This is a genomic window from Nonomuraea endophytica, assembly GCF_014203235.1.
Taxonomy (GTDB): domain Bacteria; phylum Actinomycetota; class Actinomycetes; order Streptosporangiales; family Streptosporangiaceae; genus Nonomuraea; species Nonomuraea endophytica.
On record NZ_JACHIN010000001.1, the window covers coordinates 806,751 to 828,820 of the forward strand.

A 22,070-nucleotide genomic window follows, 5' to 3' on the forward strand; every position below is an offset into this window, starting at 1 on the left:
ATTTGCGTCTTTATCGCATTATGTACCCTGATACTTGTGCAAGGACCACCGGGATTGCTCCACTTGGCGCATGGTGGCGTTGGAAGACAAGTACACGGCCCTCGACGGGCGCGTGCTGCTCTCGGGCATCCAGGCTCTGGTACGGCTCACGCTGGAACAGCGCCGCATCGACGAGGAACGCGGGCTCGACACGCGCGTCTTCGTCTCCGGCTACCAGGGCTCGCCCCTGGGCGGCGTCGACCTGGAGATGGCCCGCGCCGCCAGGCACCTCGATCCTGCCGGCGTCGTCTTCAGGCCGGGGCTCAACGAAGAGCTCGCGGCCACGGCCGTCGCCGGCACCCAGCTTCTCGGCCTTGCACCCGGGCGCAAGCACGACGGCATCACCGGGTTCTGGTACGGCAAGAACCCCGGCCTCGACCGTGCCGCCGACGCCATCCGGCACGCGAACATCGCCGGCACCGCGGCCAAGGGCGGCGCGGTCGCGTGGATCGGCGACGACCCCGGTTGCAAGTCCTCGACCGTGCCCAGTTCGTGCGAGCCGATGTGCCAGAGCATGTGCATGCCGCTGCTGGTGCCCGGAACGGTCGCGGAGATCGTCGAGTTCGGGCTGCACGCGGTGGCGATGTCGCGGGCCAGCGGCCTCTGGGTCGGGCTGAAGATCGTCGCGGACGTGGCCGACGCCTCCGCCACCGTCGACCTGGACGCGCTCCGCCCCGAACTGCCCGCCCACGACCGCGCCGAGACCAAGCCGCCCACGCTGGTCGGACCGGCCGCGCTGGACGCCGAGTACGACCTGCTCACCCGCCGCCTCGACCTCGCCCGCGCCTACGCGCGCGCCGCGGGAATCAACCGCGTGGTGTTCAGCGCCCGCCAGGCCAAACTGGGAATCGTCGCCTCCGGTACGGCTCTCGCCGCTGCCCAGCGCGCCCTGGCCGACGCCGGGGCGGACCTGGAGGAACTGGGCATCCGGCTGATCCGGATCGGCATGCCGTACCCGCTGGACCGCGACGACCTGCTCGGCATGCTCGACGGCCTGGAGGAGGTGCTGGTCGTCGAGGACAAGGTGCCGTTCCTGGAGAACCACCTCAAGGCGGCGCTTTACGGCAGCGCGCACGTGCCGAAGGTCCGCGGGCTGCTGCCGCTGCGCGGGACGGTCGGCGCGGCCGACGTGGCCAAGGCGCTGGGACTCGGCGTCGTTTCGGGTAAGGGCGCTCGACGGTCGCGGATGCTGCCGGTGGTCGCCGCGCGCACGCCGTACTTCTGCTCGGGCTGCCCGCACAACCTCTCCACCCGCACCGACGACAGCACGCTGGTCGGCGTCGGCATCGGCTGCCACGCCATGATCGCGCTGGACGGCGACGGCCGAGGCACCCAGCTCGGGCTCACCCAGATGGGCGGCGAGGGCGCGCAGTGGATCGGGCTGGCGCCGTTCACCGAGGACCGGCATTTCGTGCAGAACCTCGGAGACGGCACCTTCCACCACTCCGGCTCGCTGGCGATCAGGGCCGCGGTGGCCGCCGGGGTGTCCATGACGTACAAGCTGCTCTACAACGACGCGGTCGCCATGACCGGCGGCCAGCGCGCCGAGGGCCGGCTCGCCATCCCCGAGCTCACGCGGTGGCTGGCCATCGAGGGCGTGCGCCGCGTGGTGATCACGACCGCGGACCCCTCCGCCTATCGCGGGGTGCGGCTCGATCCGGTCGCGACGGTACGGCACCGCGACGACTTCGCCGACACCGAACGCGAGCTCGCCAAGGTGGACGGCGTCACCGTGCTCATCCACGACGACCGCTGCGCCGCCGAGGAACGCCGGCTACGCAAGCGCGGCAAACTGCCCACCCCGGCCGAACTGGTCGTCATCAACGAGCGGGTCTGCGAAGGCTGCGGCGACTGCGGGGAGAAGTCCACCTGCCTGTCGGTTCAGCCGGTGGAGACGGAGTTCGGGCGCAAGACCCGCATTCACCAGCCTTCGTGCAACTCCGACCTGACCTGCCTGAAGGGCGACTGCCCGTCGTTCCTGCTGGTCGAGCCGGGCCCGCGCAAGAGCAAGCCGCTCCCGCCGCCGCCCGCCGGGCTGCCCGAGCCCACGCCCCGCTTCACCGGCGCGGTCACGCTGCGCATGCCCGGCATCGGCGGCACCGGCGTCGTGACCGTCTCGCAGATCCTGCAGATGGCCGCGCACCTCGACGGCCTGCACGCCGCCGGTCTTGAGCAGACCGGGCTGGCGCAGAAGGGCGGCCCGGTCATCAGCGACGTACGCGTCTCGCCGGAGCCGATCACCGGCTCGGTCAAGGCCACGAAGGCGGACGTCCTGATCGGCTTCGACCTGCTCGGCGCAGCCGCCGAAGGCAACCTGGGCGTGCTCGCCAAGGACCACACCGTCGCCGTGATCAACACAGCGGTCGTGCCGACGGCCGAGATGGTCACCGGCCGGGCCGTGGTGCCCGGCGCGCAGGCCGCCGTCGAACGCGTCGACTCCGCCACCCGCTCCGAGGCCAACCTCTACCTCGACGCGCAGGCGCTGGCCGAAGAACTGTTCGGCGACCACATGCCGGCGAACATGCTGCTCGTCGGCGCCGCCTATCAGCACGGCTGCCTGCCGATCAGCGCCACGGCCATCGAGGGCGCGATCCGCCTGAACGGCGCGGCCGTCGAGAAGAACCTCGCCGCCTTCGCCCACGGCCGGGCCGCCGCGCTCCAGCAGCCGAGCGAGGAGAAGACGCAGTCCTTCGCCGAGATCCTCGCGATCAGGACCGACGACCTCACCGGCTACCAGAACGCCGACTACGCCCGCACCTACTCCGACGACGTCCAGCAGATCGCCGAACTCGCCGACGACGAGGGCGTCGCCATCGCCTACGCCAAGGGCCTGTACAAGCTCATGGCCTACAAGGACGAGTACGAGGTCGCCCGGCTCCACCTCGAAACCGAGTTCGCCCCCGAGGACAAGGTCGCCGTCATGCTCCACCCGCCGATCCTGCGCGCCCTGGGCATGAAGCGGAAGATCAAGCTGCGCCGTACCGCCAAGCCGGTGTTCCGCACGCTGCGGGCCGCGCGCTTCCTGCGCGGCACCGCGCTCGACCCCTTCGGCTACGCTCACGTGCGCCGAGTGGAGCGCGAGCTCATCCACGAATACCGCACCCTGGTGCGCGAGGCCCTCTCAGCGGGTACGAGCGCAGAGGCGGTCGCTGAGATCGCCGCGCTGCCTGACATGATCCGCGGATACGAGGACATCAAGCTCGCCCGGGTCGCGGAATTCCGCGAGCGCGCCCGCAAGGCCCTGGCCGGACTCTGAGATCGGAGACAGACACGTGGCCGTATCCCGCCTCCTCCCCAACCAGGACGCGCACGACCTGCTCGACCTCACGCGCACGCTGGCCGACAAGGAGCTCGCGACCCGCGTGGAGGAACACGAACGGGCCGAGACCTACCCCACCGGCCTGTTCACGAAGTTGGGCGAAGTAGGGCTGCTCGGGCTGGCCTATCCCGAGGAACTGGGTGGTGGCGGCCAGCCGTACGAGGTCTATCTGCAGGTCCTCGAGGAGCTGGCTGCCCGCTGGGCCGCCGTGGCGGTCGCCGTCAGCGTCCACACGCTCGCCTGCTTCCCCCTCAAGCAGTACGGCACGCCGGAACAGATCGACCGGTGGCTGCCCGACATGCTGGCCGGACGCCAGATCGGCGGCTACAGCCTGTCCGAGCCCCAGGCCGGATCCGACGCCGGAGCCCTGACCTGCAAAGCCGAGAAGGTCGAGAACGGCTACCGCATCACCGGCACCAAAGCCTGGATCACCCACGGCGGCATAGCCGACTTCTACGCCCTTTTCGCCCGCACCGGCGAAGGCAACCGAGGCATCTCCTGCTTCCTCGCCCCCGGCGCCGTGGACGGCCTGACCTTCGGCCGCCCCGAGGAGAAGATGGGCCTGCACGCCATCCCCACCACCACAGCCCACTGGGACGGCGCCATCCTGGAACCCGACCGCCTCCTGGGCACCGAAGGCCAGGGCCTGCAGATCGCCTTCAGCGCCCTGGACTCAGGCAGGCTGGGCATCGCCGCGTGCGCGACAGGCCTGGCCCAGGCGGCGTTGGACGCGGCAGTGGCGTACGCGAAAGAACGCACCACCTTCGGTCGCAAAATCATCGACCACCAGGGTCTCGCCTTCGTCCTGGCCGACATGGCCGCCGCCGTGGACGCCGCCCGCGCCACCTACCTCGACGCCGCCCGCCGCCGCGACGCCGACCTCCCCTACAGCCGGCAGGCATCCGTGGCCAAGCTGGTGGCAACGGACGCCGCCATGAAGGTCACCACAGACGCCGTGCAGGTGTTCGGCGGATACGGGTACACACGCGACTTCCCGGTCGAGCGCTACATGCGCGAAGCCAAGATCATGCAGATCTTCGAAGGCACCAACCAAATCCAACGCCTGGTGATCGCCCGCAACCTCTAGACCTGTGGAAACGCTATTCGGGCCGGGGAGCGCGGACTTCATCCAGTGTCCTGCCGGCAAGATCCAGCGGACAGGGTTGGCCGAAGCGGTGGACACGTCGGACTGGCTGGGTAGACCCATCGCGGTCATGCCCGGAATCTCGTGAAGGATAGTGCGGGCCGGATCTCCGCCAACCCAGCCAGATCATCGCGTGAGAGGTCGAGGCGTACCTGGCTGCCTCGCTGGCTGGGAAGCCAGCCCGAGTGGAGTGCTTTGGTGATGGCCATGGCAACGAGGGCCGGGCGCACCATTGCCGCCTCTTCGCCGAGCCAGGTGTCGGGGCGGTGGCAGCGCAGGGAGACCAGAAGGACTCTGCCTGGTGCGTCGGCCAGTTGCACGGCGAGCCTCAGAGGACTTTCGCCGATGCCTTGTCCGTAGGTGGGCTTGTGACGGATTCGCCAGCGGTAGACGACATCATCGACGGTGATGAGCCGAGAGCCCTTCTTCGGTATGGCCACCCGCACCTCCGATCATGTCCCTGCTCCGCGGTTGTTCCGTCGCAGGCCGTGAGACAGCAGCAAGCGTATGCCCTGCTAGGACGCTTGATCGAGTAGATTTCCCAGGTGGCCCGACCGGGCCTGGGCCGAGGAGTTCGCCGAAACTCGGGCTCTCGGCGCGGACGCCGTCGAGGTGCTGGTCGCCCTCGAACGGCAGAGCCATCCCCACCGGAACGTCTTCTTCGACCTCGTGAGGGAGCGGTTCGGCCTGGCCGATCCGGTGGAGGTGCTGTGGGCGGCTTACCGGCGGCGGATGCCGTACCTCGTGACATGTTGCCCAGAGGTGCTCCGTGGCCTGAGGACGCTTCGGGAGTCGGGTTGGAAGGTCGGCATCGTCACCAACGGCATGGCCGACAACCAACTCGGAAAGATCCACCGAACCGGCCTGGCCGACGCTGTGGACGCCTACGCCGCTTCTGGTGCCGAAGGCGTCCGCGGAGCGGGACTCCGGACCATCTGGGTGGACCACGACAACCTGCCCGACGCCGGCCGCGAAGCGGATCACGTGGTCGGCGACATGACCCATGCATTCAGGATCTTGCCCTGACGTAGCGGCTGCTCGCGTGCTTACCAGCCCGGTTCGGCCTTGATGGAGCTCACGAACCTGCCCCACTCGTCCGCAGAGACGACCAGCACATCTCCGGCCGGTTTCTTGGAGTCGCGGACATCCACCTGCCGACCGGGCAGCCCCGCCACCTCCACGCAGGCCCCGTTCGCCGCGCTGAAACTGCTCTTGCGCCAGCTCGCATGATGTTCCCCTGAGCTCACTGCTGCCTCCTCTCGTTTCAGCGTCACAACCAGGCGTTGCTCGTCATCGCCATCCGTGTTCATCGGGGAAGGAGCCGCCGGGGCGCGCTCCTGCTTCAGGGGACCATAGCGGTGATCTTCCAGATCTCGACGGTGTACGTGCTGATCTCGTCCGTTCGTATCGATCCGCGCTAAGGGTCAGGAGCGGCTCGCCGTCTTCCCTGACGGCTCATGGAAACCCCCGCGGCTCACGGATCGTAAACCTTCCGGGACGTCCAAGGGCCCTACAGAATTGGGGTGGTTTGGGCGGAGGCGATCTGCCAGGTGCCGTCGTTCCGCACGACCACGTAGGTGAGCCAGCCCTCCGTCGCGTGCAGGGGGTCGTTGGCGCCGTCCCGTTCGTCGGAGACCCGCTTCAGGACACCGACGATCGCCACATCAGGGCGTACGAACCGGATGTCGGCCACCTCCGCACTCGTCACCACCTTGGCCAGCGGCGTCGCCAGCGCCGCCTTCATGGCCTCCTCCAGGGCTTCCTTGCCCACCACGCGGCGGCCGCCGAAGTTCACGAGGGTCGTGTCGTCGGTGTGCAGGGCGAGGAACGGCTCGGGGTCGCTCTGGTGGCGGGAGGCGTCGGCCACCAGCTGACGGATCGTGTCTTCCATGACGGGGCATCCCTTCCAGCAAGTTATCGGAGCGAATCGCTCCGATAAGCACTCTAAAGCGGAGCGGAGCGCTCCGCAAGTAGCGTGGGGAGATGGCCAAAGTCGCGTACGTCGTGGGGATCGACTGCTCTCCGGGGGAGTTCCGGGCGGTCGTCGCGGAGGTTCCCGGGCTGACGGTGCTCAGGGAGCTCAGGCCCGGCCAGGTGGTCGTGGTGGCGGACGGGCCCGGGGTGGAGGTCGGCGCCTTGCCGGGGGTGATGTGGGTGCGGGCCGACAAGCCCCGGCACATGGATGAGGGGCCCGGCGCGCGGCCGGACCCCTCATGACGGACTAACGGATTACTGGACGGTTATCTTGTCCACCTCCACGGTGATGCCCTTCACCTGCGGTGTCGACGTGGCCGTCGTGACCGAGCCCACTCCGTTGGCCACACCCTTCACCTTCATGGTGTAGGTGAGGGTGCCGCCGGGCGCGCCGGGCGTGCTGGTGACGCGCAGGTCGGTGGTGGGCGGGCCGGCGATCTGGCCGCCGGCCGTACCCTCGTCGTTCTCCGCGCCGACCGTCAGGCCGAAGCCTGCCGGCGGGCTACCGGGCAGGTTGGCGGGGTCGTAGGTGAAGCTGATGTCCTCGGTGCCGTTGACGCCGATCCACTGCTGGAAGACCTTCTGCGCCGTGGTGCCGAAAAGGTTGACCCGCCATTCGAGCACCAGCCACGTGCTGACGCCGTCGGTGAGGGTCGCGGCGTAGATGCCCGGGGCGCCGGTGCCGTCGAGGTCGGTCCAGTACGAGGCCAGGACGTTGTTGGGACGGGCCGGATCGGGCAGGGTCTGCGGCGTGAAGGAGATGTCCTCGCTGCCGTTCGTGCCGCCGGCCACGCTGTAGCCGTTGGAGACGATGCCGATGCGATTGTACGTCTTGCCCGCGTAGACGTACGGCGGGACGGTGAAGTTGAGCGCCTGCTCATCGCCGACGGCGATGGGCGTGATGCCGAAGTCGGACAGCGGCAGGTAGCCCGCCGGGCTGGTGCCGGGGGCGATGCCGGGCCGGTCGGGCTGACGGGCGGCCAGGGTCTGCTTGGTGGTGGCGATCTGGCTGCCGACCTTGGTGGCGCCGGTGACCGAGTTCAGGCGCAGCTTGCTGTCGAGCGTGCTGAGCGCGGTGACCTCGGCGTCCTGCAGGGTGTTGTTCTGGACGGAGACCGTGCAGACCGACTCGCCGGTGTTGCGCGGGATGGCGGCCGGGGCGCAGGTCTGGTCGATCGGGATGGCGCCTTCCTTGCGGAAGAACGCGACCGGCAGGTGCAGGTTGCGCGAGCCGCCGACCTGCTTGAGGTTGACCTGGCCGAAGTACTGGCCGTCGGGCAGTTCGGGCGCGGCGATCACGACTTCGATCTTGGCGCTCTTGCCGGGCTTGACCACCACGAGCGGCGGCAGGACGGCGATGTGCGCGCCGTTCACGGTCGTGCCGGTGGCGGTGAAGGTGAGCGTCTTGTTGGTGACGTTGGTGAGCGTGCGCTTGGCGGTGATGACACCGGGCATGGTGGGCGCGTTCACCGACGGCAGGTTGAGGTCGATGCGGTTGAGCGTGTCGGTCTCGGCGGCCACGAAGTTGGCGGCGCTCTCGTCCATGGTCAGGCCGGGGTCGCCGGCCTTGGTGAGGTCGATGCGCCCGCCGCCGAAGTCGAACGGGTCGGCCGGGGTGGTCCGGTCCTGCTTGGTGACCTTGGTGGTCGCGGTGCTCTCCAGCGCCGACTTGACCTGGCCGGGCGTCCAGGTCGGGTTGAGGGCGAAGACGAGCGCGGCGGAGCCGGCCACGTGCGGCGAGGACATCGAGGTGCCCGCGATGGACTGGTAGAGGTTGCCGGGCGGGCCTTCGAGCGGGCTCTCCGGCGTCGGCGTCGTGCCGGCGAGGATGTGCAGGCCGGGCGCGGTGACGTCGGGCTTGAGGAAGTCGCCGCCGGGGCCGCGCGAGGAGAACGTGGTGATGGCGTCGCCCTGCCACGTGGTCTTCGTGCCCTGCGCGAACGTGGCGGTGGTGCCGGGGTTGGCCGCGAGGAACGCCAGCAGCGCGTCACCGTCGGGCTTGTCCAGGTGGACGGTCGGCAGCCAGTGGTTGTCGGTCATGATGTCGAGCGGGGTGGAATTGTAGAGCAGCATGCCCACGGCGCCGCCCTGCTTGACGTTGAAGCCCTTGAGCACGCGGTTCGGCCCGCGCTCACACGCGACGATCTTCCCGGCGAACAGTCCTGCCGGGGCCGGCGTGGTGCACTGCGCGTTCGAGTACGGCGGCGCCGAAGCGAGCACCACCTGCGCCGGAGTGGTGACACCCGCGGTGACCGTGGACCCGGAGACCGTTGCGGTGTTGGTGCCTGAGCCCTTGAGCGAGACCGTGGAACGGAACGTCCGGGTCTGCGTGGAGGCGGCGACGGTGGTCACCCACGGGCTGACGTGGTTGACCGTGGCTGCGCCTGGTCCGGCGTTGCCGGCCGAGGCGGACACCAGCACACCGGCGGCGTACGCGTCGAGGAAGGCCAGCTCGACCGGGTCGCTGTAGGGGTCGGTGCCACCGGAGATCGAGAAGTTGATCACCCGGACGCCGTCGAGGATGGCCCGGCCGACGGCCTGCGCGGAGTCGGAGGGGAAGCAGCCCTCGGCGCCGCAGACCTTGTAGACCGACACCTGCGCGGCGGGCGCGATGCCGTGGATGGGGCCGCGGCTGATGCCGAGCGGGTTGGCGTCGGCGACGGGGCCGCCGGCCGAGGTGGTGGCGGTGTGGGTGCCGTGGCCGTTGGAGTCACGCGCGGAGTCGCCGTACACCTCGCCGCCGATGACGGCGTTGTAGGTGTCCAGGAACGGTCCGCCGCCGATCAGCTTGTTGTTGCAGGCGAACACGTCGGGAGTCGGCGTGAGCGGGTTGTCGCCGAAGTCGCAGATGCGCGGCGTGCCGTCCTTGGTGGGGCCGGGCGCCGGCAGGGTGCCGGGGTCGGCGAAGGACGGGTGTTCCGGCCAGGCGCCGGAGTCGAGGATGCCGACGTTGACGCCCTTGCCGGAGCTGGGCGCGCCGCCGAGCTTGTTGTAGATGGTGGGCGCGCCGATGAAGGCGGGGCTGGAGTCGGTGAGCAACTGCTCGGGCGCGTCGGACTGTACCGCGGCGACGCCGGGCAGCTTGACCAGGTTCTTGGCCTGGTTGGCGGGCAGACGGAGGGCGATGCCGCCGTACACGACCCTGAGCTTCTGTCCTGCCTTGGCTGCGGGGACGTCCTTGCCGAGGGCGGCGAGGAAGTCGTTCTCGATCTTCGTGATGTGCGACTCGTACTTCTTGGCATCCGTGCCGCGCACGTCGAGCGACTTGCCGGTGACCGACGGGCTGGTGCCCGGCAGGCCCTTGAGCCCGCCTCGGTACGCGGCCAGCGCGTCGTAGTCGAGCTTGACCATCACGTTCACTTCACCGGCGCTGGTGGCGCTGAGCAGCGCGGCGTCGTTCTTGGCGAGCTTGCCGGTGGCGGACTTGTCGCCGTCGACGAGCTGGCCGCCGGTGAGCGGCGTGACGCGCCACTTGTCCACCGGTGTCGGGCCCGCGATGGCGGGCGGCGCCGCGGAAAGGACGAGTGCGAGGGCAGCGGTGCCCACGGCTAAGCGTCCGGCGACGGATAAGCGGGGATTGCTCGGCACTGAGAAACCTCCCTGAAGGGCTGCGTGAGTACCCGCCGGGAGGTGTGTCACCTCGACGCCCCGCCCCGCGGGTGACATGCCAAATGCGGAGCCTATTTCGCAGGTGGGATATGGCCTAGATGGGGAAGTTGCCAGCCCTGACGGGGTGAGCATGGCAACTGTCACCCTGGCCAAACAATGACCGAGCGCCCCCAGGAGCCGCCGCTCCGGGGGCGCTCGCCTACCGGACTAGATCCGCTGCCAGAGGGCAGGGACGGCCGGCGGTGTCCAGCCAGGCTGGGAGGTGTGGGACTGCAGGCAGCGGTAGGAGGCGCCGTCATAGGTGACGGTCGCGCCCGCCGCGTAAGCGGTCCACGGTGCCCACGTCCCGCCGGGAGGCGTCCCGGTGGGGGTGGAGGTCGGGGTGGAGGTCGGAGTTCCGGTGCCGCCGGGCAGCGTGAGCCCGTACGTCTGCAGAATCTCGTTCACCGGCTGGTGGAAGGTCGTTCCGCCGCTGGAGCAGTTGCCGGAGCCACCGGAGGTGACGCCCTGCGCCTGGTTGCCGGAGAAGAAGGAGCCGCCGGAGTCGCCGGGCTCGGCGCAGACCGAGGTCCGGGTGACGCCGGTGATGGTGCCCTGCGGGTAGGTGACGCTGGTGTTGTGCGCGCCGATCGTCCCGCAGTGGTACTGGGTGGTCGAGCCGGAGCGGCAGATCGAGGCGCCGACCGCGGCCTGCGTCGATCCGGTGATGGTGATGTTGCCCTGGCTGTAGCCGTTGACCAGGTTGGTGGGCGTCCACTGGCTGTTGACCTCGACCCAGGCGTAGTCGTTGCCCGGGAAGGACGAGCCGCGGAAGGTGCCCTGCGCGACGCGGTTGAAGCCGGTCGTGGTGGCGCCGGTGTTGCCGCAGTGGCCGGCGGTGACGAAGCCGCCCTGGCTGCCCGGCCGGTTTACCGCGAAGCCCACCGAGCAGCGGCTGCTGCTGCCGATGTAGTAGGCGTCGCCGCCGCGTACGTCGTAGAACGGCCTGGGCTGCTCTTCCGACTTCTGCAACTGGACCAGCGCGGCGTTGACGCCGCTGGAGTCGACGAACTTCTGCGCGGCGACGAGGTCCTTGGCCTGGAGCACGACCTTGTTGGCGGTGATGTCGGCGTACCAGACGTGCACGCCGGCGGGCATGCGGCGGGCCAGCTTGTCGAAGCGGGCGGTGACGGCCTTCAGATCGTTGACCGAGTGGGACACCAGCACCGGTTTGGCGCCCAGGTCGGTGATCTGCGAGAAGCCTGCGGACTGGGTGGTGGCCAGGACCAGTTCGGCGGTCGGCCCGGTCACCCAGAGACCGCCGAAGTTCTTGCCCAGCCGGGCGGAGTAGTCCGCTTCGACCTGGGCGGCGGCGGCTTCGTTGACCAGCCGGGCCAGCGCCTGGTCAGCGGTCAGGCCGAGGTCACGCTGGAGGGCGGCGACGACCTTGGGGTCGGGGTTGGCGACGACGGCGGCCTGTTCGAGCGCCTGCGCATAGGGGTTGGGGGGTTCGCCGGCCGAGGCGGCGAAGGCCACCACCGGGACGACTGCAAGGGTGAGGGCGAGCGCGACGCTCATCCCCACGACGTGCCTGCGGAGCATGGGGTTTCTCTCCTCGAATTGGGGGGCGCGCCGTCAACGTAAAGGGGAAAGTCGCCTTTCCGGGCATATCAACCTGTTAGGAACGGCGCGTTATGGCAGCAGGAGAGAATGAGCGTTTCCGCAGGTGAAGCGCATGATTGAAGATCCGGTGAACGGCGGTGGCCGGACCATAACATCTGGTCCCAGCATCACGTTATGCCAGAGTGCTTGACAGCTGGTACGCGCCCGGGGTCAGCCCGTAGACGCGGGTGAACCACCTGGTCAGGTGGCTCTGGTCGGAGAAACCGGCCGCGATCGCGGCATGGCTGATCGGCAGGCCGCCGGCGATGAGGCGGCGGGCCTCGCGCAGGCGCAGCTGGCGCTGGTAGTCGCTGGGCGCCATGCCGTACTTGGCGTGGAAGGCGCGGTAGACGGCGAACCGGCTGCGGCCGGCCGCCTCGGCCAGGTCGTCGGCGGTCACGTCGTCGAGGAACGCCGCGTGCAGGCGGTCGCGGACGAGCGTGGCGACCTGGTCGTCGGCGCCCGCGGCGATCAGGCGGGGGGCGGTGGTGGCGGCCCGCCGTACCAGGGCGGCGAGGGTGTCGGCGAGCAACTCGTCGCGGCGCAGGGCGCTCGCGCGGTCGTCGAGCAGCGCGGTGTGCAGGCGCCGCAGCGCGCCCGCGAGCACGGGGTCGGCGACCACCGGCGCCGCGAACAGCGGCAGTCCCGCGCGCCCTCCGGCGAGGTCGGCAAGGGCGCCTTCGACCAGGCTCGGCCCGATGTGCACCATGCGGTAGGTGAAGCCCAGGTCCGTGGTGGAGTGCCCGTCGTGGGGCTCGTCGGGGTTGAACGCCATGATCATGCCGGCGGCGCTGGTGTGGGCGGCGCCGCGGCAGCTGAAGGACTGCGCGCCGTCCTCGGTGACGCCGAAGGAGTAGCTGTCGTGGCTGTGGCGGTGGTAGACGTGCTCGACGAAGTGCGCGTGCATCGCCTCCAGCGGGCGATCGGGCGCGCGCCAGTAGCTCGACCAGTCCTGCGCACGAGCCTTCAAGACGTCTCCGGTACGGCGGGGCCATGCTGACGAGCATGCGTTTCGATACAAAGATAGCCATCGTGGTCCGCCCCGACCTGGCCACCTGGCAGAAGCTCAACGTGACCGCGTTCCTGGCCGGGGCGGTCGCGGGCGCGTACCCGGAGACGATGGGCGAGCCCTACGCGGACGCTTCGGACAACGGATACCTGCCCCTGTTCCGCCAGCCGGTGCTCGTCTACGCCGCCGACGACCTGCGGCCGGTCAGGGAGAAGGCGGTGGCCAAGGGGGTGGGGACGGCGGTGTTCATCGAGGAGATGTTCAAGACCGGGCACGACGCGGACAACCGGGCGGCGGTCCGCGCCGTCGCCGCCGACGACCTGGCGCTGGTCGGGCTGGCCGTCTACGGCCCGCGCAACCTGGTGGACAAGCTGCTCAAGGGCCTGTCACTGCACCCCTGACGTGCCGGGGCGCAGCAGTCCGCTCTCGTAGGCGGCGATGACGGCCTGGACCCGGTCGCGCAGGCCGAGCTTGCTCAGCACGTTGCTGACGTGCGTCTTCACGGTGTGCTCGCTGACCACGAGGGTGGCGGCGATCTCGGCGTTGGACAGGCCGCGGCCGAGCAGGGTGAGCGTCTCGCGTTCGCGGTCGGTGAGCGGGTCGAGTGAGCGCGGCGGCGGGCCGGGGCGGGCGTTGCGCCGGACCATGTCGTCGATGAGGCGGCGGGTGACGGCGGGCGCGAGCAGGGCGTCGCCGCCGGCGGCCACGCGTACGGCGTGGACCAGGTCGTCCCTGCGCACGTCCTTGAGCAGGAAGCCGCTCGCGCCCGCCTGGAGGGCGTCGTAGACGTAGTCGTCCTGGTCGAAGGTGGTGAGCATGATGACCTTCGTCGGCGTCTCGGCGCAGATGATCCGGGCGGCCGCGATCCCGTCGAGTTCGGGCATGCGGATGTCGAGGAGGGCCACGGCGGGGGCATGCGCGCGGACGGCTTCGACGGCCTCGCGGCCGTTGGCCGCCTCCGCCACCACCGACATGTCGGGCTGGGAGTCCACGATGAGCGCGAACCCGCTCCTGACGAGCTCCTGGTCGTCCGCGACGACGACGGTGATGGTCACTGCTGGTCTCCGATCGGCAAGCTCACTACAACCTCAAATCCCGAAATATCCGGTGTCACGGCCACCGCGCCGCCGTACGCGGCGGCCCGCTCGCGCATGCCCATCAGCCCGTGGCCGCCGCCCGTCCCCGGCGCTTGGCCGCGGCCGTCGTCGGCCACCGTGATCAGCAGTTCGTCGTCCTTCCAGTCGAGCCGGACCACGCCGCTGGTGGCCTGCGCGTGTTTGACCATGTTCGTCAGCGCCTCCTGCACGATCCGGTAGACGGCCACCTCGGCGTCGGCCGGGAGCGGGGACGGGGTGCCCGTAACGGCCAGCCGTACCGTGGGGCCGGCTTCCGAGACCCGCGCGACCAGGTCGGCCAGGCCGTCGAGCGTGGGCTGCGGGGCGCGTGGGCCTTCCTCCTCCTTCAGGAGGTTGAGCATCCGCCGCAACTGCGCCTGCGCGTCGCGCCCGGCCGCGCCGATCGCCTCGAACGCCTTCTCCGCGCGTTCCGGAGCGGCCCGTACGGCCAGCGGCCCCGCCTCGGCCTGCACGATCATGATGCTGATCCCGTGGGCCAGGATGTCGTGCATGTCGCGGGCGATCCTGGCCCGCTCCCGTTCGACGGCCCGCTCCTCCAGCAGCGCCGCGCGCTCGCGGTAGTGCACCGTGGCCCGGCCCAGCGCGTAGGCGCCGAGCGCGGTGAGCACGCCGCGGATGAAGGTCACCGGCGAGACGCCGAAGGCCGGCGTGATGCTGAGCACGATCGCCACGGAACGTTTCCAGCGGGGCGAGAGCGCGGCGACGGTGTAGAGCGCGACCAGCCAGCCGTACCAGATGGGCTGGGGCGGCAGGTCGGGGTCGCGCAGCGAGTAGATGGCCGCGGAGGCGACGCACAGGGTCAGCACGGTCAGCGGATACCGGCGGCGCACCAGCAGCGGCACCACCCCGAGCAGGACCGGCCAGTACTCGACCATGCTCCACGGCTCCGGGCCGAGCCTGCGCGTGGCGTAGAAGAAGGGCACGCTCTGCCCGACCAGCACCAGCAGGGCGATGGCGAAGTCGACGACGAGGGGCGGCAGCCCGCGTAGCCAGGCGGCGGCCCGCCGCTCCCAGCTACGGAACATTTCGGACACAAGGCCTCAGTATCCCCTTGCGGGCGGGCGCCGAAATCCCCCGCGCGACCCAGTACGCAGATCGCCCGCACCGGCGATGCCCCCAAAGCCCGATTTTTCGAGACTTGGTGGCGTTCCGCCGAGAGAAGGACCCTCATGAAACTCGTCGCCACGGCCTTGCTGGCCCTGTCCCTGCACACCCCGGCCGCCCAGGCGGAGGTGAAGACCACCGACATCACCTTCACCACGCAGGACGGCCAGAAGCTCGGCGGCCGCGTCTTCGAACCCGCCGAGCCCGCGGGCAAGCGGCCGGGGCTGGTGCTCCTGCACGGCTCCGGCGGCGGCAACAGCTGGCGCGACCTCCAGGCGGAGGCGGACGCCTTCGCCCGCCAGGGCCTGGTGGTCCTGGCCCCGGACAAGCGCAGCGCGGGCTACAGCACGACCCGCCGCGACTACTACGCGCTGGCCGACGACGCCCTCGCCGCCTTCGCGGTGCTGAAGAAGCACCCCTCGGTGGGCCGGGCCGGGCTGTGGGGCATCAGCGAGGGCGGCTGGGTCGCGCCGATCGCCGCCAACCGGAGCCAATCCGTGGACTTCCTGGTCACCGTGGGCGGCCCCGGGCTCAGCCCGCTGCGCACCCAGTCGTGGAACGCGGCCAACAAGCTCGACCGCGCCGGGATCAAGGGCTCGCTGCGCAGCTCGTACGCGCGGACCTTCCACCGCCTCGCCGCCGACGCGGGACTGTTCGCCTCGGCCTATCACGACCCGGCCCCCGAGCTGCGTCGCATCAAGCAGCCCCTGCTGGCGCTGTGGGGCGCGGAAGACAACCAGGTGCCGCCCGCCGAGAGCGCGGAACGTTTCCGGGCGAACATCCCCGCCGGGCTCACCGTCAAGTTCTTCGCCGGGGCCGGCCACTCCCTGCACCAGGGCTCGGGCACGCTCACTCCCGGCTACGCCGACGCCGTGGGCTCCTGGGTGCGCGAGGTCGCCGCGGGCAAGGTCCCGGCGGCCGTCGACGAGCCGCTGCCCGCCCAGCCGCGCAGCGTCGACACGCCGCCCTCGGCCTGGTGGGAGTCGTGGCAGCTGCAGATCGGCGTCATGGTCCTGCTGTTGCTGGCCTACCTCGCCTACACCATCCGGCCGCTCGGCCAGGGCAGCTGGGCCGCCCGCCTGGTCGCCATCACCGGGTCGCTCTCGCTGGTCGCGTTCGCGTACACGCTGGTCTCGATGCTGATGTCGTCGACCTCGCGCGGCGTGCAGGCCGGTCCGCTGCTCATGGGCCGCCCGCTGTCCTGGCTCGCCGCCCAGCTGTTCGCCGCCGTGGCCGCCGTCGCCGCGCTGACCTGCCTCACGCAGTGGCGCGCCGCCTCCTTCCGGGTACGGCTGACCGCCGTCGCCGGCCTCGTCTTCATCCCGTGGGGGGTCTACTGGGGCCTGCTCGTACCCTGATGTGGTGGAAGCCTGTGTATTCGACCTTGATGGCGTGCTCGTCGACTCCGAACCCGTCTGGGAGGAGGTACGCCGCGCCTTCGTCGCCGGGCACGGCGGCGCCTGGCAACCCGACACCCAGTCCAGGCTGATGGGCATGAGCACCGGCGAGTGGGCCGCCTACCTGCACGAACTCGGCGTGCACCTACCGCCGGACGAGATCGCGCGCGGCGTGATCGAGCAGATGAAGGCCCGCTACCACGACAAGGGCGTCCCGCTGCTGCCCGGCGCCGTCGAGGCGGTGGCGCGGATGGCCGCGGCCGTGCCGCTGGGCCTGGCCAGTTCCTCGCCCCGCGCGCTGATCGACACGGTGCTGGCGGAGACCGGGCTGGGCGAGCACTTCACCGCGACCGTCTCCACCGAGGAGGTCGAGCGCGGCAAGCCGGCCCCCGACGGCTACCTGGCCGCCGCCCACGCCCTGGGCGTGGCGCCGGAGCGGTGCGCGGCCGTGGAGGACTCCAGCAACGGCCTGCGCTCGGCGCACGCCGCCGGCATGCGGGTGCTCGCCATCCCCCACCCGGTCTACCCGCCCGCCGCCGACGCGCTGGCCCTGGCCTGGAAGGTGCTACCAAACCTGGACGCCCTGACACCCGCCGCGGTGACGTCTTGACGCCCGCGGCGGTGGACGGATGATCAGGGCGAGGCTGGAGGCGGATTTGGACGCCTGTGTCGAGGCGCTGGCCGAGGTTCAGAAGGCCGACGGCTACCCGGTCTCGTGGCCTGCGGATCCGCGTGGCTGGCTGGCTCCGCCGTCCATGGACCGGGCGTGGATCGCCGTGGACCCAGGAGCGGTCGTCGGCCACGTGGGCCTGGTGCCCGAGGATCTGGACCCCGCCGTGGCCGAGATCGTCGGCAGCGCACGGGCACTGACCGTCGCCAGGCTCTTCGTGACACCGGCCATCCGGCCGTGATGCACCATTACGTCATGCCATGACCCGGACTTGAGCGGTCCTTGCCCCGTTTCCGGATAAGAACCCACTTATGGCTCAAGCTACGAATATCCTGCTCGGCGCGCTCAACGCGTCGGCCACCGGCGACGCCTCGGCGATCCGGAAGTTCTACTCGCCCAACGTGATCGGCTGGAGCGCGGGCGAGGACATCGCCTCGATCGAGGACCTCATCGCCGAGGCCGTCGGCAGGAGCGACGCCCTGTCGGAGATTCAGGTGCGGGCGGTGCCGGTCGAGTTCCCCGGCGGCCCGGTGGTGGCGGAGTGGACGATGACCGCCCTGCACACCGGCCCGCTCAAGCTCGACGACGACCTGCAGATCGAGCCCACCGGCCGCCGCCTGGAGCTGCGCGGCGCGATCTTCGCCGAGCTGACGGACGGCAAGATCGCCGACTTCCGTCAGTACTGGGACCCGGCCGACCTGCTGGAGCAGCTCGGGCTCATGGACGGGGAGTGATCTCCCGCCCGGCGACCAGGGGCGTGGCCCACCGGGTCGCCGGATCGGCGTCGAGCAGCACGGCCCGGACGAACGCGCTGAGCGGCACCGCCAGGATCGCGCCCAGCGCGCCCAGCACGTAGGCCCACACCAGCAGCGACAGCATGGTCAGCGTGGTCGACAGCCCGGCCGAGGCTCCGGCGTACTTGGGCTGGATGACCGACTGGATCACGAAGTTGAGCACGCAGTAGACGGCGATGACCCACAGCATGGTGGCCGGGCCCGACGCCAGCAACGCCAGCAGCGCCGGAGGCACCAGCCCGATGATGAAGCCGACGTTGGGGATGTAGTTGGTGATGAAGGCCAGCAGTCCCCACAGCAGCGGCAGCGGAACCCCGAGTATCGCCAGCGCCACCGTGTCCAGCACGGCCACGACCAGCCCGAACAACGTCGAGACGACCAGGTAGTTGCAGGTGCCCTTGGCGAACCCGGCCAGCGCCGAGACCAGCGGCGACGGCGACAGCCGTTGGATCGCGCCGTGCACGAACCTCGCGTCCAGGCTCATCCCGAACAACAGCAGCACGATCAGCACGACCGCCGACATCACACCGAGCAGCCCGGTCAGGATGCCCTGCGCGGCCTTGACGAGCTGACCCATGTCCAGCCCGCTAAAGATCGCCTTGGCCTGCTCCGAGGTGATCCCGAGCCGCCCCAGCTCGGTCGTCAGCGACGCCAGCAGCTCCTGGTACTTGGCGGCGTAGGTGGGAACCAGCGTGGCGAGCTGGGCGAGCGCCACCACCAGCGAGAGCGCCAGGGCGCCCATGACGACGATGACCGTGGCCAGCGGCACGAACACGGTGACCCAGCCGGGCGCGCCCTTGCGCGCCAGCCACCTGCGCAGAGGGCTGACCGCGATGGTCAGCGTGAGCGCGAGGAAGGCGGGCCCGATGATCTGGCTCATGTGCTTGATCCCGGCGAGCGCGACGACGGCGGCGGCGGTGCCGATCAGCAGGCGCAGGCCACGGGACAGTTGCATGGCCGCTACGTTATGGCAGCTCACGACCGCGAAGCGTGGTCAACTCGCCGACCATTATCCTGCGTGGCGTGCGCGACATCACTGTCTTCAGCGGAAGTGCCCACCCCGAGCTTGCCGAGGAGATCTGCGCCCATCTGGGCACCCCCTTGCACCCGGTCAGCGTGAAACGGTTCGCCAACGACGTCCTGGAAGTGCAGTTGCAGGCCAACTGCCGCGAGCGCGACGTGTATCTGATCCAGCCCCTGGTCCCGCCCACGCAGGAACACCTGGTGGAGCTGTTGCTCATGCTGGACGCCGCGCGCGGCGCCTCGGCAGCCAGGATCACGGTCGTCCTCCCCCACTACGCCTACGCCCGCTCCGACAAGAAGGACGCCCCGCGCATCTCCATCGGCGCCCGGCTCGTGGCCGACCTCATGGTCGCCGCGGGAGCGGGCCGCGTGCTGACGATGACGCTCCACTCGCCGCAGGTCCACGGCTTCTTCAGCGTGCCGGTCGACCACCTGCACGCGCTGCGGGAGCTGGCCGTCCACTTCCGGCAATATGACCTGTCCAACACCGTCGTGGTCTCCCCCGACCTGGGCAACGCCAAGGAGGCGGCGGCCTTCGCCCGACGGCTCGGCGCCGACGTCGCGATGGGCGCCAAGCAGCGCTTCAGCGACGACCGGGTGGTGATCAGCTCGGTGATCGGCGACGTCGCGGGCAAGGACGTGATCGTGCTCGACGACGAGATCGCCAAGGGCACCACGATGATCGAACTGCTCGACCGGCTCAGGGAGCGCGGCGTCACCAGCGTCCGCGTGGCCTGCACCCACGGCCTGTTCTCCAGCGGCGCGATCGAACGGCTCAGCGACCGGCCCGAGGTCGAGGAGATCGTCTGCACCAACACCGTGCCCGGCCACAAGTCCGGCGGCAAGCTGACCGTCCTGTCCATCGCACCCGCCCTGGCCGAGGCGATGCGCCGCATCCACGAGGGCGAGTCGGTCAGCGCCCTGTTCGGCGTCTGACGTGCACACCGAGACAGACCTGCTGCTCACGCGCTTCCTCGGCGAGATCAGGCGGGAGGTCCCGCTGCTCGCCCTGTGGGCGCACGGTTCGCTCGGCGCCGGCGACTACCAGCCGGGCCGCAGCGACCTCGACCTGATCGCCGTCGTCGAGTCCCCGGTCGCCGACCCGACCCGCCTGGAGGAGATCCACGGCGGCTTCCCCGAACTGCTCCACTGCTCCTACATCGTCCGCGACAAACTGCCCGACCTGACCGCGCAGCACCTCACCGCCGCGCACGGCGAGCTGTTCCACCGCCCCGTCACGGCCGTGACCCGCCGCGAGCTGCACTCCAGCCCCGTCGAGCTGTACGGCACCGCCGTCCCTGACCTGCTTCCCGAGGTCAGCGACGCCGAACTGCACGCGTTCATCCGCGCCGACCTGGCCGATTTCTGGCTGCTCAAGACCGACGGCTTCAAGCGCTGGCTGCAGGACATCTGGGTCGACCTCGGCCTGATCACGGTGGCCAGGGCGACGGTCACGCTCAGGGAGAACCGCCTGATCACCAAACGAGAGGCGTTCGACGTACTCGCCGAGCTGGGCGCGCCGGAGCGGGTGGTGGCCGACGTCAGGGCCCGCCGCTACGGCACGCCCGGCCCCAAGCTCGGCCGCGCCCGCCGGGCGATGCTGGCCCGCTCGTTCGTCCGCGCCGCCATCCACCGCGCCCTGAGCTAGAGGGCGGCGGTCAGCCGGGACAGGGCGTCGGCGATCTGCTTCTTGGTCAGGCCGCGCTCGCGCCGCTGGTACGTGTACACCTCCGGGGCCAGCGGCGCGAGCAGCACGTCCACCAGTGCGTCGGCTCCCGGCGTGCGGGCGGCGGTCAGCAGTGAGCGCACGTGCACGCGCCAGAAGCCGTAGGCCCCGGTCTCGAAGCGCTGCCTGCCCACCTCGGTCCCCAGCACCAGGTGGGCGTGGTCCTCCAGCAGGTCGCACATCGCGGCGTAGAAGGCGGCCAGCCGCTCGGCGGGCGACGCTCCGGGGCCGAGCGGCGGCGGGCCCTGGATGAGCCGTTCCTGCAGCGCGCGCTCGTGCTCGTCCAGCAGCGCGACGGCGATGGCGGCCCGGTCGGGATAGCGGCGGTAGAGGGTGCCCCGCCCGACGCCGGCCGCCTTGGCGATCTCTTCCATGGTGACGTCCTGCGGCGGCCGGCCGGCGAACAACTCCGCCGCCGCCCGCAGAATCTTGGCCCGGTTGCGGGCGGCATCGGCTCTTTCCATACCCAGGAATATATCCGGACAGTGCGTCCGTTTAAGCGGACAGTTCGTCCACTTAACCCCGGAGAGACCCATGCTGCTTCACCTGGACGCCAGCGCCCGCCGTACCTCCTTCTCGCGTGAGCTGTCCCGCGCCTACGCCGACGCCTGGCGCGCCGCCCACCCCGGCGAGGGCTACGTCTACCGCGACCTGGCCGCCGACCCGGTCCCGCACATCACCGAGGCCTGGACGGAGCTGTGCGACCACGTGCTCCGGCACGAGATCACCGACATCTCCCGGTACGGCGAGGCCGTCTCCACCCCGGCCCAGAACGAGGCCTGGCAGACGCTCAAGCCGCTGCTCGACGAGGTGGTCGCCGCCGACGTCGTGCTGATCGGGACCCCGATGTACAACTACTCGATCCCGTCGTCGCTGAAGGCCTGGCTCGACCAGATCACCTTCCCGAAGATGTCGCTGCGCGGCCGCCGCTTCGTGGTGACCTCCGCCCGCGGCGGCGCCTACGGCCCGGGGACGGTCCGCGAGCCCATGGACTACCAGGAGCGCTACCTGCGCGACTTCTTCAAGGGCCACTTCGACGTGGAGGACGTCACCTTCATCAGCACCGAACTGGCCAACGCCCTGATCGACCCCCGGCTGTCGCACCTGCGCGAGCAGCACGAGGAGTCGCGCCGTGCCGCACTCAAGGAGGCGTCCAAGTGAACTGGCTCATCCTCGCCCTGGCCGGACTGGTCGAAGTGGCCTGGTCGCAGAGCATCAAGCCCACCCAGAACTTCACCCGGCCCATCCCCACGCTGGTCAGCCTGCTGCTGATGGCGGCTGCGGTGTTCCTGCTGTCGCTGGCCATGAACACGCTGCCGGTCGGCACCGCCTACGCGGTCTTCACCGGCATCGGCGCGGTGGGCGCGATCGTCCTCGGCATCGTGCTCAACGACGACCCGGTGTCCGTGGGCAGGATGGCGGCGCTGGCGCTGATAGTCGGCGGGATAGTGTTGGCGCGAGTAACGACCTGACCCCTCCGAAAGG

General features: G+C 70.3%; 23 protein-coding genes. 13 read left to right on the plus strand and 10 right to left on the minus strand.

Features of this window, described 5'->3' with window-relative positions:
• The first annotated feature begins 70 nt into the window (after positions 1-70).
• Positions 71-3,295, plus strand: coding sequence for an indolepyruvate ferredoxin oxidoreductase family protein (locus HNR40_RS03835; RefSeq protein WP_184958380.1), 3,225 nt, complete (start codon positions 71-73; stop codon positions 3,293-3,295).
• Positions 3,296-3,311: 16 nt separating this feature from the next.
• Entirely contained in the window at positions 3,312-4,445 is a 1,134-nt protein-coding gene (locus HNR40_RS03840; protein WP_184958382.1) for an acyl-CoA dehydrogenase family protein, read from the plus strand.
• A gap of 125 nt (positions 4,446-4,570) precedes the next feature.
• Here the strand turns inward: HNR40_RS03840 and HNR40_RS03845 are convergent, their stop codons facing one another.
• Positions 4,571-4,942 (minus strand): hypothetical protein, encoded by a 372-nt coding sequence (locus HNR40_RS03845; protein ID WP_221339909.1) that lies wholly within the window; start codon positions 4,940-4,942, stop codon positions 4,571-4,573.
• A 172-nt stretch (positions 4,943-5,114) separates the two neighbouring features.
• Here HNR40_RS03845 and HNR40_RS03850 point away from each other — a divergent pair, with 172 nt between their 5' ends.
• On the plus strand, positions 5,115-5,528 hold the full coding sequence (locus HNR40_RS03850; RefSeq protein ID WP_184958384.1) for an HAD family hydrolase: 414 nt from the start codon (positions 5,115-5,117) through the stop codon (positions 5,526-5,528).
• Positions 5,529-5,548: 20 nt separating this feature from the next.
• Here the strand turns inward: HNR40_RS03850 and HNR40_RS03855 are convergent, their stop codons facing one another.
• Positions 5,549-5,749 (minus strand): DUF397 domain-containing protein, encoded by a 201-nt coding sequence (locus HNR40_RS03855; RefSeq protein WP_312896170.1) that lies wholly within the window; start codon positions 5,747-5,749, stop codon positions 5,549-5,551.
• 263 nt (positions 5,750-6,012) lie between these two features.
• Positions 6,013-6,393, minus strand: coding sequence for an SgcJ/EcaC family oxidoreductase (locus HNR40_RS03860; RefSeq protein WP_184958388.1), 381 nt, complete (start codon positions 6,391-6,393; stop codon positions 6,013-6,015).
• A gap of 92 nt (positions 6,394-6,485) precedes the next feature.
• On the opposite strand from HNR40_RS03860, the gene HNR40_RS03865 reads away from it, so the two are divergent.
• On the plus strand, positions 6,486-6,719 hold the full coding sequence (locus HNR40_RS03865; RefSeq protein WP_184958389.1) for a hypothetical protein: 234 nt from the start codon (positions 6,486-6,488) through the stop codon (positions 6,717-6,719).
• Positions 6,720-6,731: 12 nt separating this feature from the next.
• On the opposite strand, the gene HNR40_RS56065 is transcribed toward HNR40_RS03865, so the two are convergent.
• From HNR40_RS56065 to HNR40_RS03880, 3 genes are all read right to left on the minus strand, one after another.
• Positions 6,732-10,022 carry a S8 family serine peptidase gene (locus HNR40_RS56065; protein WP_312896171.1) on the minus strand — a complete coding sequence of 1,097 codons (3,291 nt, stop codon included), beginning with the start codon at positions 10,020-10,022 and terminating at the stop codon, positions 6,732-6,734.
• Between the two features lie 270 nt (positions 10,023-10,292).
• Positions 10,293-11,666, minus strand: a complete 1,374-nt coding sequence (locus tag HNR40_RS03875; RefSeq protein WP_184958393.1) for a carbohydrate-binding protein — start codon at positions 11,664-11,666, stop codon at positions 10,293-10,295.
• A 193-nt stretch (positions 11,667-11,859) separates the two neighbouring features.
• Positions 11,860-12,696: an AraC family transcriptional regulator gene (locus HNR40_RS03880; RefSeq protein ID WP_246508326.1), complete on the minus strand. Its 837-nt coding sequence runs from the start codon at positions 12,694-12,696 to the stop codon at positions 11,860-11,862.
• Between the two features lie 35 nt (positions 12,697-12,731).
• Between HNR40_RS03880 and HNR40_RS03885 the strand changes: the two genes are divergently transcribed.
• The gene (locus tag HNR40_RS03885) at positions 12,732-13,136 is read left to right on the plus strand and encodes a DUF2000 family protein (protein ID WP_184958395.1); all 405 of its coding nucleotides are present in this window, start codon (positions 12,732-12,734) and stop codon (positions 13,134-13,136) included.
• Here the strand turns inward: HNR40_RS03885 and HNR40_RS03890 are convergent.
• Both HNR40_RS03890 and HNR40_RS03895 read right to left on the minus strand, forming a co-directional pair.
• Entirely contained in the window at positions 13,122-13,790 is a 669-nt protein-coding gene (locus HNR40_RS03890) for a response regulator (RefSeq protein WP_184958396.1), read from the minus strand. The genes HNR40_RS03885 and HNR40_RS03890 overlap by 15 nt on opposite strands.
• Positions 13,787-14,896 carry a sensor histidine kinase gene (locus HNR40_RS03895; RefSeq protein WP_184958398.1) on the minus strand — a complete coding sequence of 370 codons (1,110 nt, stop codon included), beginning with the start codon at positions 14,894-14,896 and terminating at the stop codon, positions 13,787-13,789. The genes HNR40_RS03890 and HNR40_RS03895 overlap by 4 nt, the downstream gene beginning before the upstream one ends.
• A gap of 144 nt (positions 14,897-15,040) precedes the next feature.
• On the opposite strand from HNR40_RS03895, the gene HNR40_RS03900 reads away from it, so the two are divergent.
• From HNR40_RS03900 to HNR40_RS03915, 4 genes are all read left to right on the plus strand, one after another.
• Positions 15,041-16,333, plus strand: coding sequence for an alpha/beta hydrolase family protein (locus HNR40_RS03900; RefSeq protein ID WP_184958399.1), 1,293 nt, complete (start codon positions 15,041-15,043; stop codon positions 16,331-16,333).
• A gap of 4 nt (positions 16,334-16,337) precedes the next feature.
• Positions 16,338-16,982, plus strand: a complete 645-nt coding sequence (locus tag HNR40_RS03905; RefSeq protein ID WP_312896172.1) for an HAD family hydrolase — start codon at positions 16,338-16,340, stop codon at positions 16,980-16,982.
• Between the two features lie 19 nt (positions 16,983-17,001).
• On the plus strand, positions 17,002-17,283 hold the full coding sequence (locus HNR40_RS03910) for a GNAT family N-acetyltransferase (protein WP_184958401.1): 282 nt from the start codon (positions 17,002-17,004) through the stop codon (positions 17,281-17,283).
• 70 nt (positions 17,284-17,353) lie between these two features.
• Complete coding sequence (locus tag HNR40_RS03915; RefSeq protein ID WP_184958402.1) at positions 17,354-17,776, plus strand: ester cyclase; 423 nt, start codon at positions 17,354-17,356, stop codon at positions 17,774-17,776.
• On the opposite strand, the gene HNR40_RS03920 is transcribed toward HNR40_RS03915, so the two are convergent.
• The gene (locus HNR40_RS03920) at positions 17,760-18,791 is read right to left on the minus strand and encodes an AI-2E family transporter (protein WP_184958403.1); all 1,032 of its coding nucleotides are present in this window, start codon (positions 18,789-18,791) and stop codon (positions 17,760-17,762) included. The two genes, HNR40_RS03915 and HNR40_RS03920, sit on opposite strands and share 17 nt — an antisense overlap.
• A gap of 68 nt (positions 18,792-18,859) precedes the next feature.
• Between HNR40_RS03920 and HNR40_RS03925 the strand changes: the two genes are divergently transcribed.
• Complete coding sequence (locus HNR40_RS03925; RefSeq protein WP_184958404.1) at positions 18,860-19,795, plus strand: ribose-phosphate diphosphokinase; 936 nt, start codon at positions 18,860-18,862, stop codon at positions 19,793-19,795.
• Position 19,796: 1 nt separating this feature from the next.
• Complete coding sequence (locus HNR40_RS03930; RefSeq protein ID WP_184958405.1) at positions 19,797-20,507, plus strand: nucleotidyltransferase domain-containing protein; 711 nt, start codon at positions 19,797-19,799, stop codon at positions 20,505-20,507.
• On the opposite strand, the gene HNR40_RS03935 is transcribed toward HNR40_RS03930, so the two are convergent.
• Positions 20,504-21,049: a TetR/AcrR family transcriptional regulator gene (locus HNR40_RS03935; RefSeq protein WP_184958406.1), complete on the minus strand. Its 546-nt coding sequence runs from the start codon at positions 21,047-21,049 to the stop codon at positions 20,504-20,506. The two genes, HNR40_RS03930 and HNR40_RS03935, sit on opposite strands and share 4 nt — an antisense overlap.
• Before the next feature lie 70 nt (positions 21,050-21,119).
• On the opposite strand from HNR40_RS03935, the gene HNR40_RS03940 reads away from it, so the two are divergent.
• Positions 21,120-21,746, plus strand: coding sequence for an FMN-dependent NADH-azoreductase (locus HNR40_RS03940; protein ID WP_184958407.1), 627 nt, complete (start codon positions 21,120-21,122; stop codon positions 21,744-21,746).
• Positions 21,743-22,057, plus strand: a complete 315-nt coding sequence (locus HNR40_RS03945) for a DMT family transporter (RefSeq protein WP_184958408.1) — start codon at positions 21,743-21,745, stop codon at positions 22,055-22,057. Before HNR40_RS03940 ends, HNR40_RS03945 begins: the two co-directional genes overlap by 4 nt.
• The last annotated feature ends 13 nt before the right edge of the window (positions 22,058-22,070 follow it).

Coding starts and splice junctions, on each gene's coding strand:
- HNR40_RS03835 (WP_184958380.1), top strand. CDS start 71: ATGGTGGCGTTGGAAGACAAGTACACGGCCCTCGACGGGCGCGTGCTG.
- HNR40_RS03860 (WP_184958388.1), bottom strand. CDS start 6,393: ATGGAAGACACGATCCGTCAGCTGGTGGCCGACGCCTCCCGCCACCAG.
- HNR40_RS03865 (WP_184958389.1), top strand. CDS start 6,486: ATGGCCAAAGTCGCGTACGTCGTGGGGATCGACTGCTCTCCGGGGGAG.
- HNR40_RS03875 (WP_184958393.1), bottom strand. CDS start 11,666: ATGCTCCGCAGGCACGTCGTGGGGATGAGCGTCGCGCTCGCCCTCACC.
- HNR40_RS03885 (WP_184958395.1), top strand. CDS start 12,732: ATGCGTTTCGATACAAAGATAGCCATCGTGGTCCGCCCCGACCTGGCC.
- HNR40_RS03895 (WP_184958398.1), bottom strand. CDS start 14,896: ATGTTCCGTAGCTGGGAGCGGCGGGCCGCCGCCTGGCTACGCGGGCTG.
- HNR40_RS03900 (WP_184958399.1), top strand. CDS start 15,041: ATGAAACTCGTCGCCACGGCCTTGCTGGCCCTGTCCCTGCACACCCCG.
- HNR40_RS03910 (WP_184958401.1), top strand. CDS start 17,002: ATGATCAGGGCGAGGCTGGAGGCGGATTTGGACGCCTGTGTCGAGGCG.
- HNR40_RS03915 (WP_184958402.1), top strand. CDS start 17,354: ATGGCTCAAGCTACGAATATCCTGCTCGGCGCGCTCAACGCGTCGGCC.
- HNR40_RS03920 (WP_184958403.1), bottom strand. CDS start 18,791: ATGCAACTGTCCCGTGGCCTGCGCCTGCTGATCGGCACCGCCGCCGCC.
- HNR40_RS03935 (WP_184958406.1), bottom strand. CDS start 21,049: ATGGAAAGAGCCGATGCCGCCCGCAACCGGGCCAAGATTCTGCGGGCG.
- HNR40_RS03940 (WP_184958407.1), top strand. CDS start 21,120: ATGCTGCTTCACCTGGACGCCAGCGCCCGCCGTACCTCCTTCTCGCGT.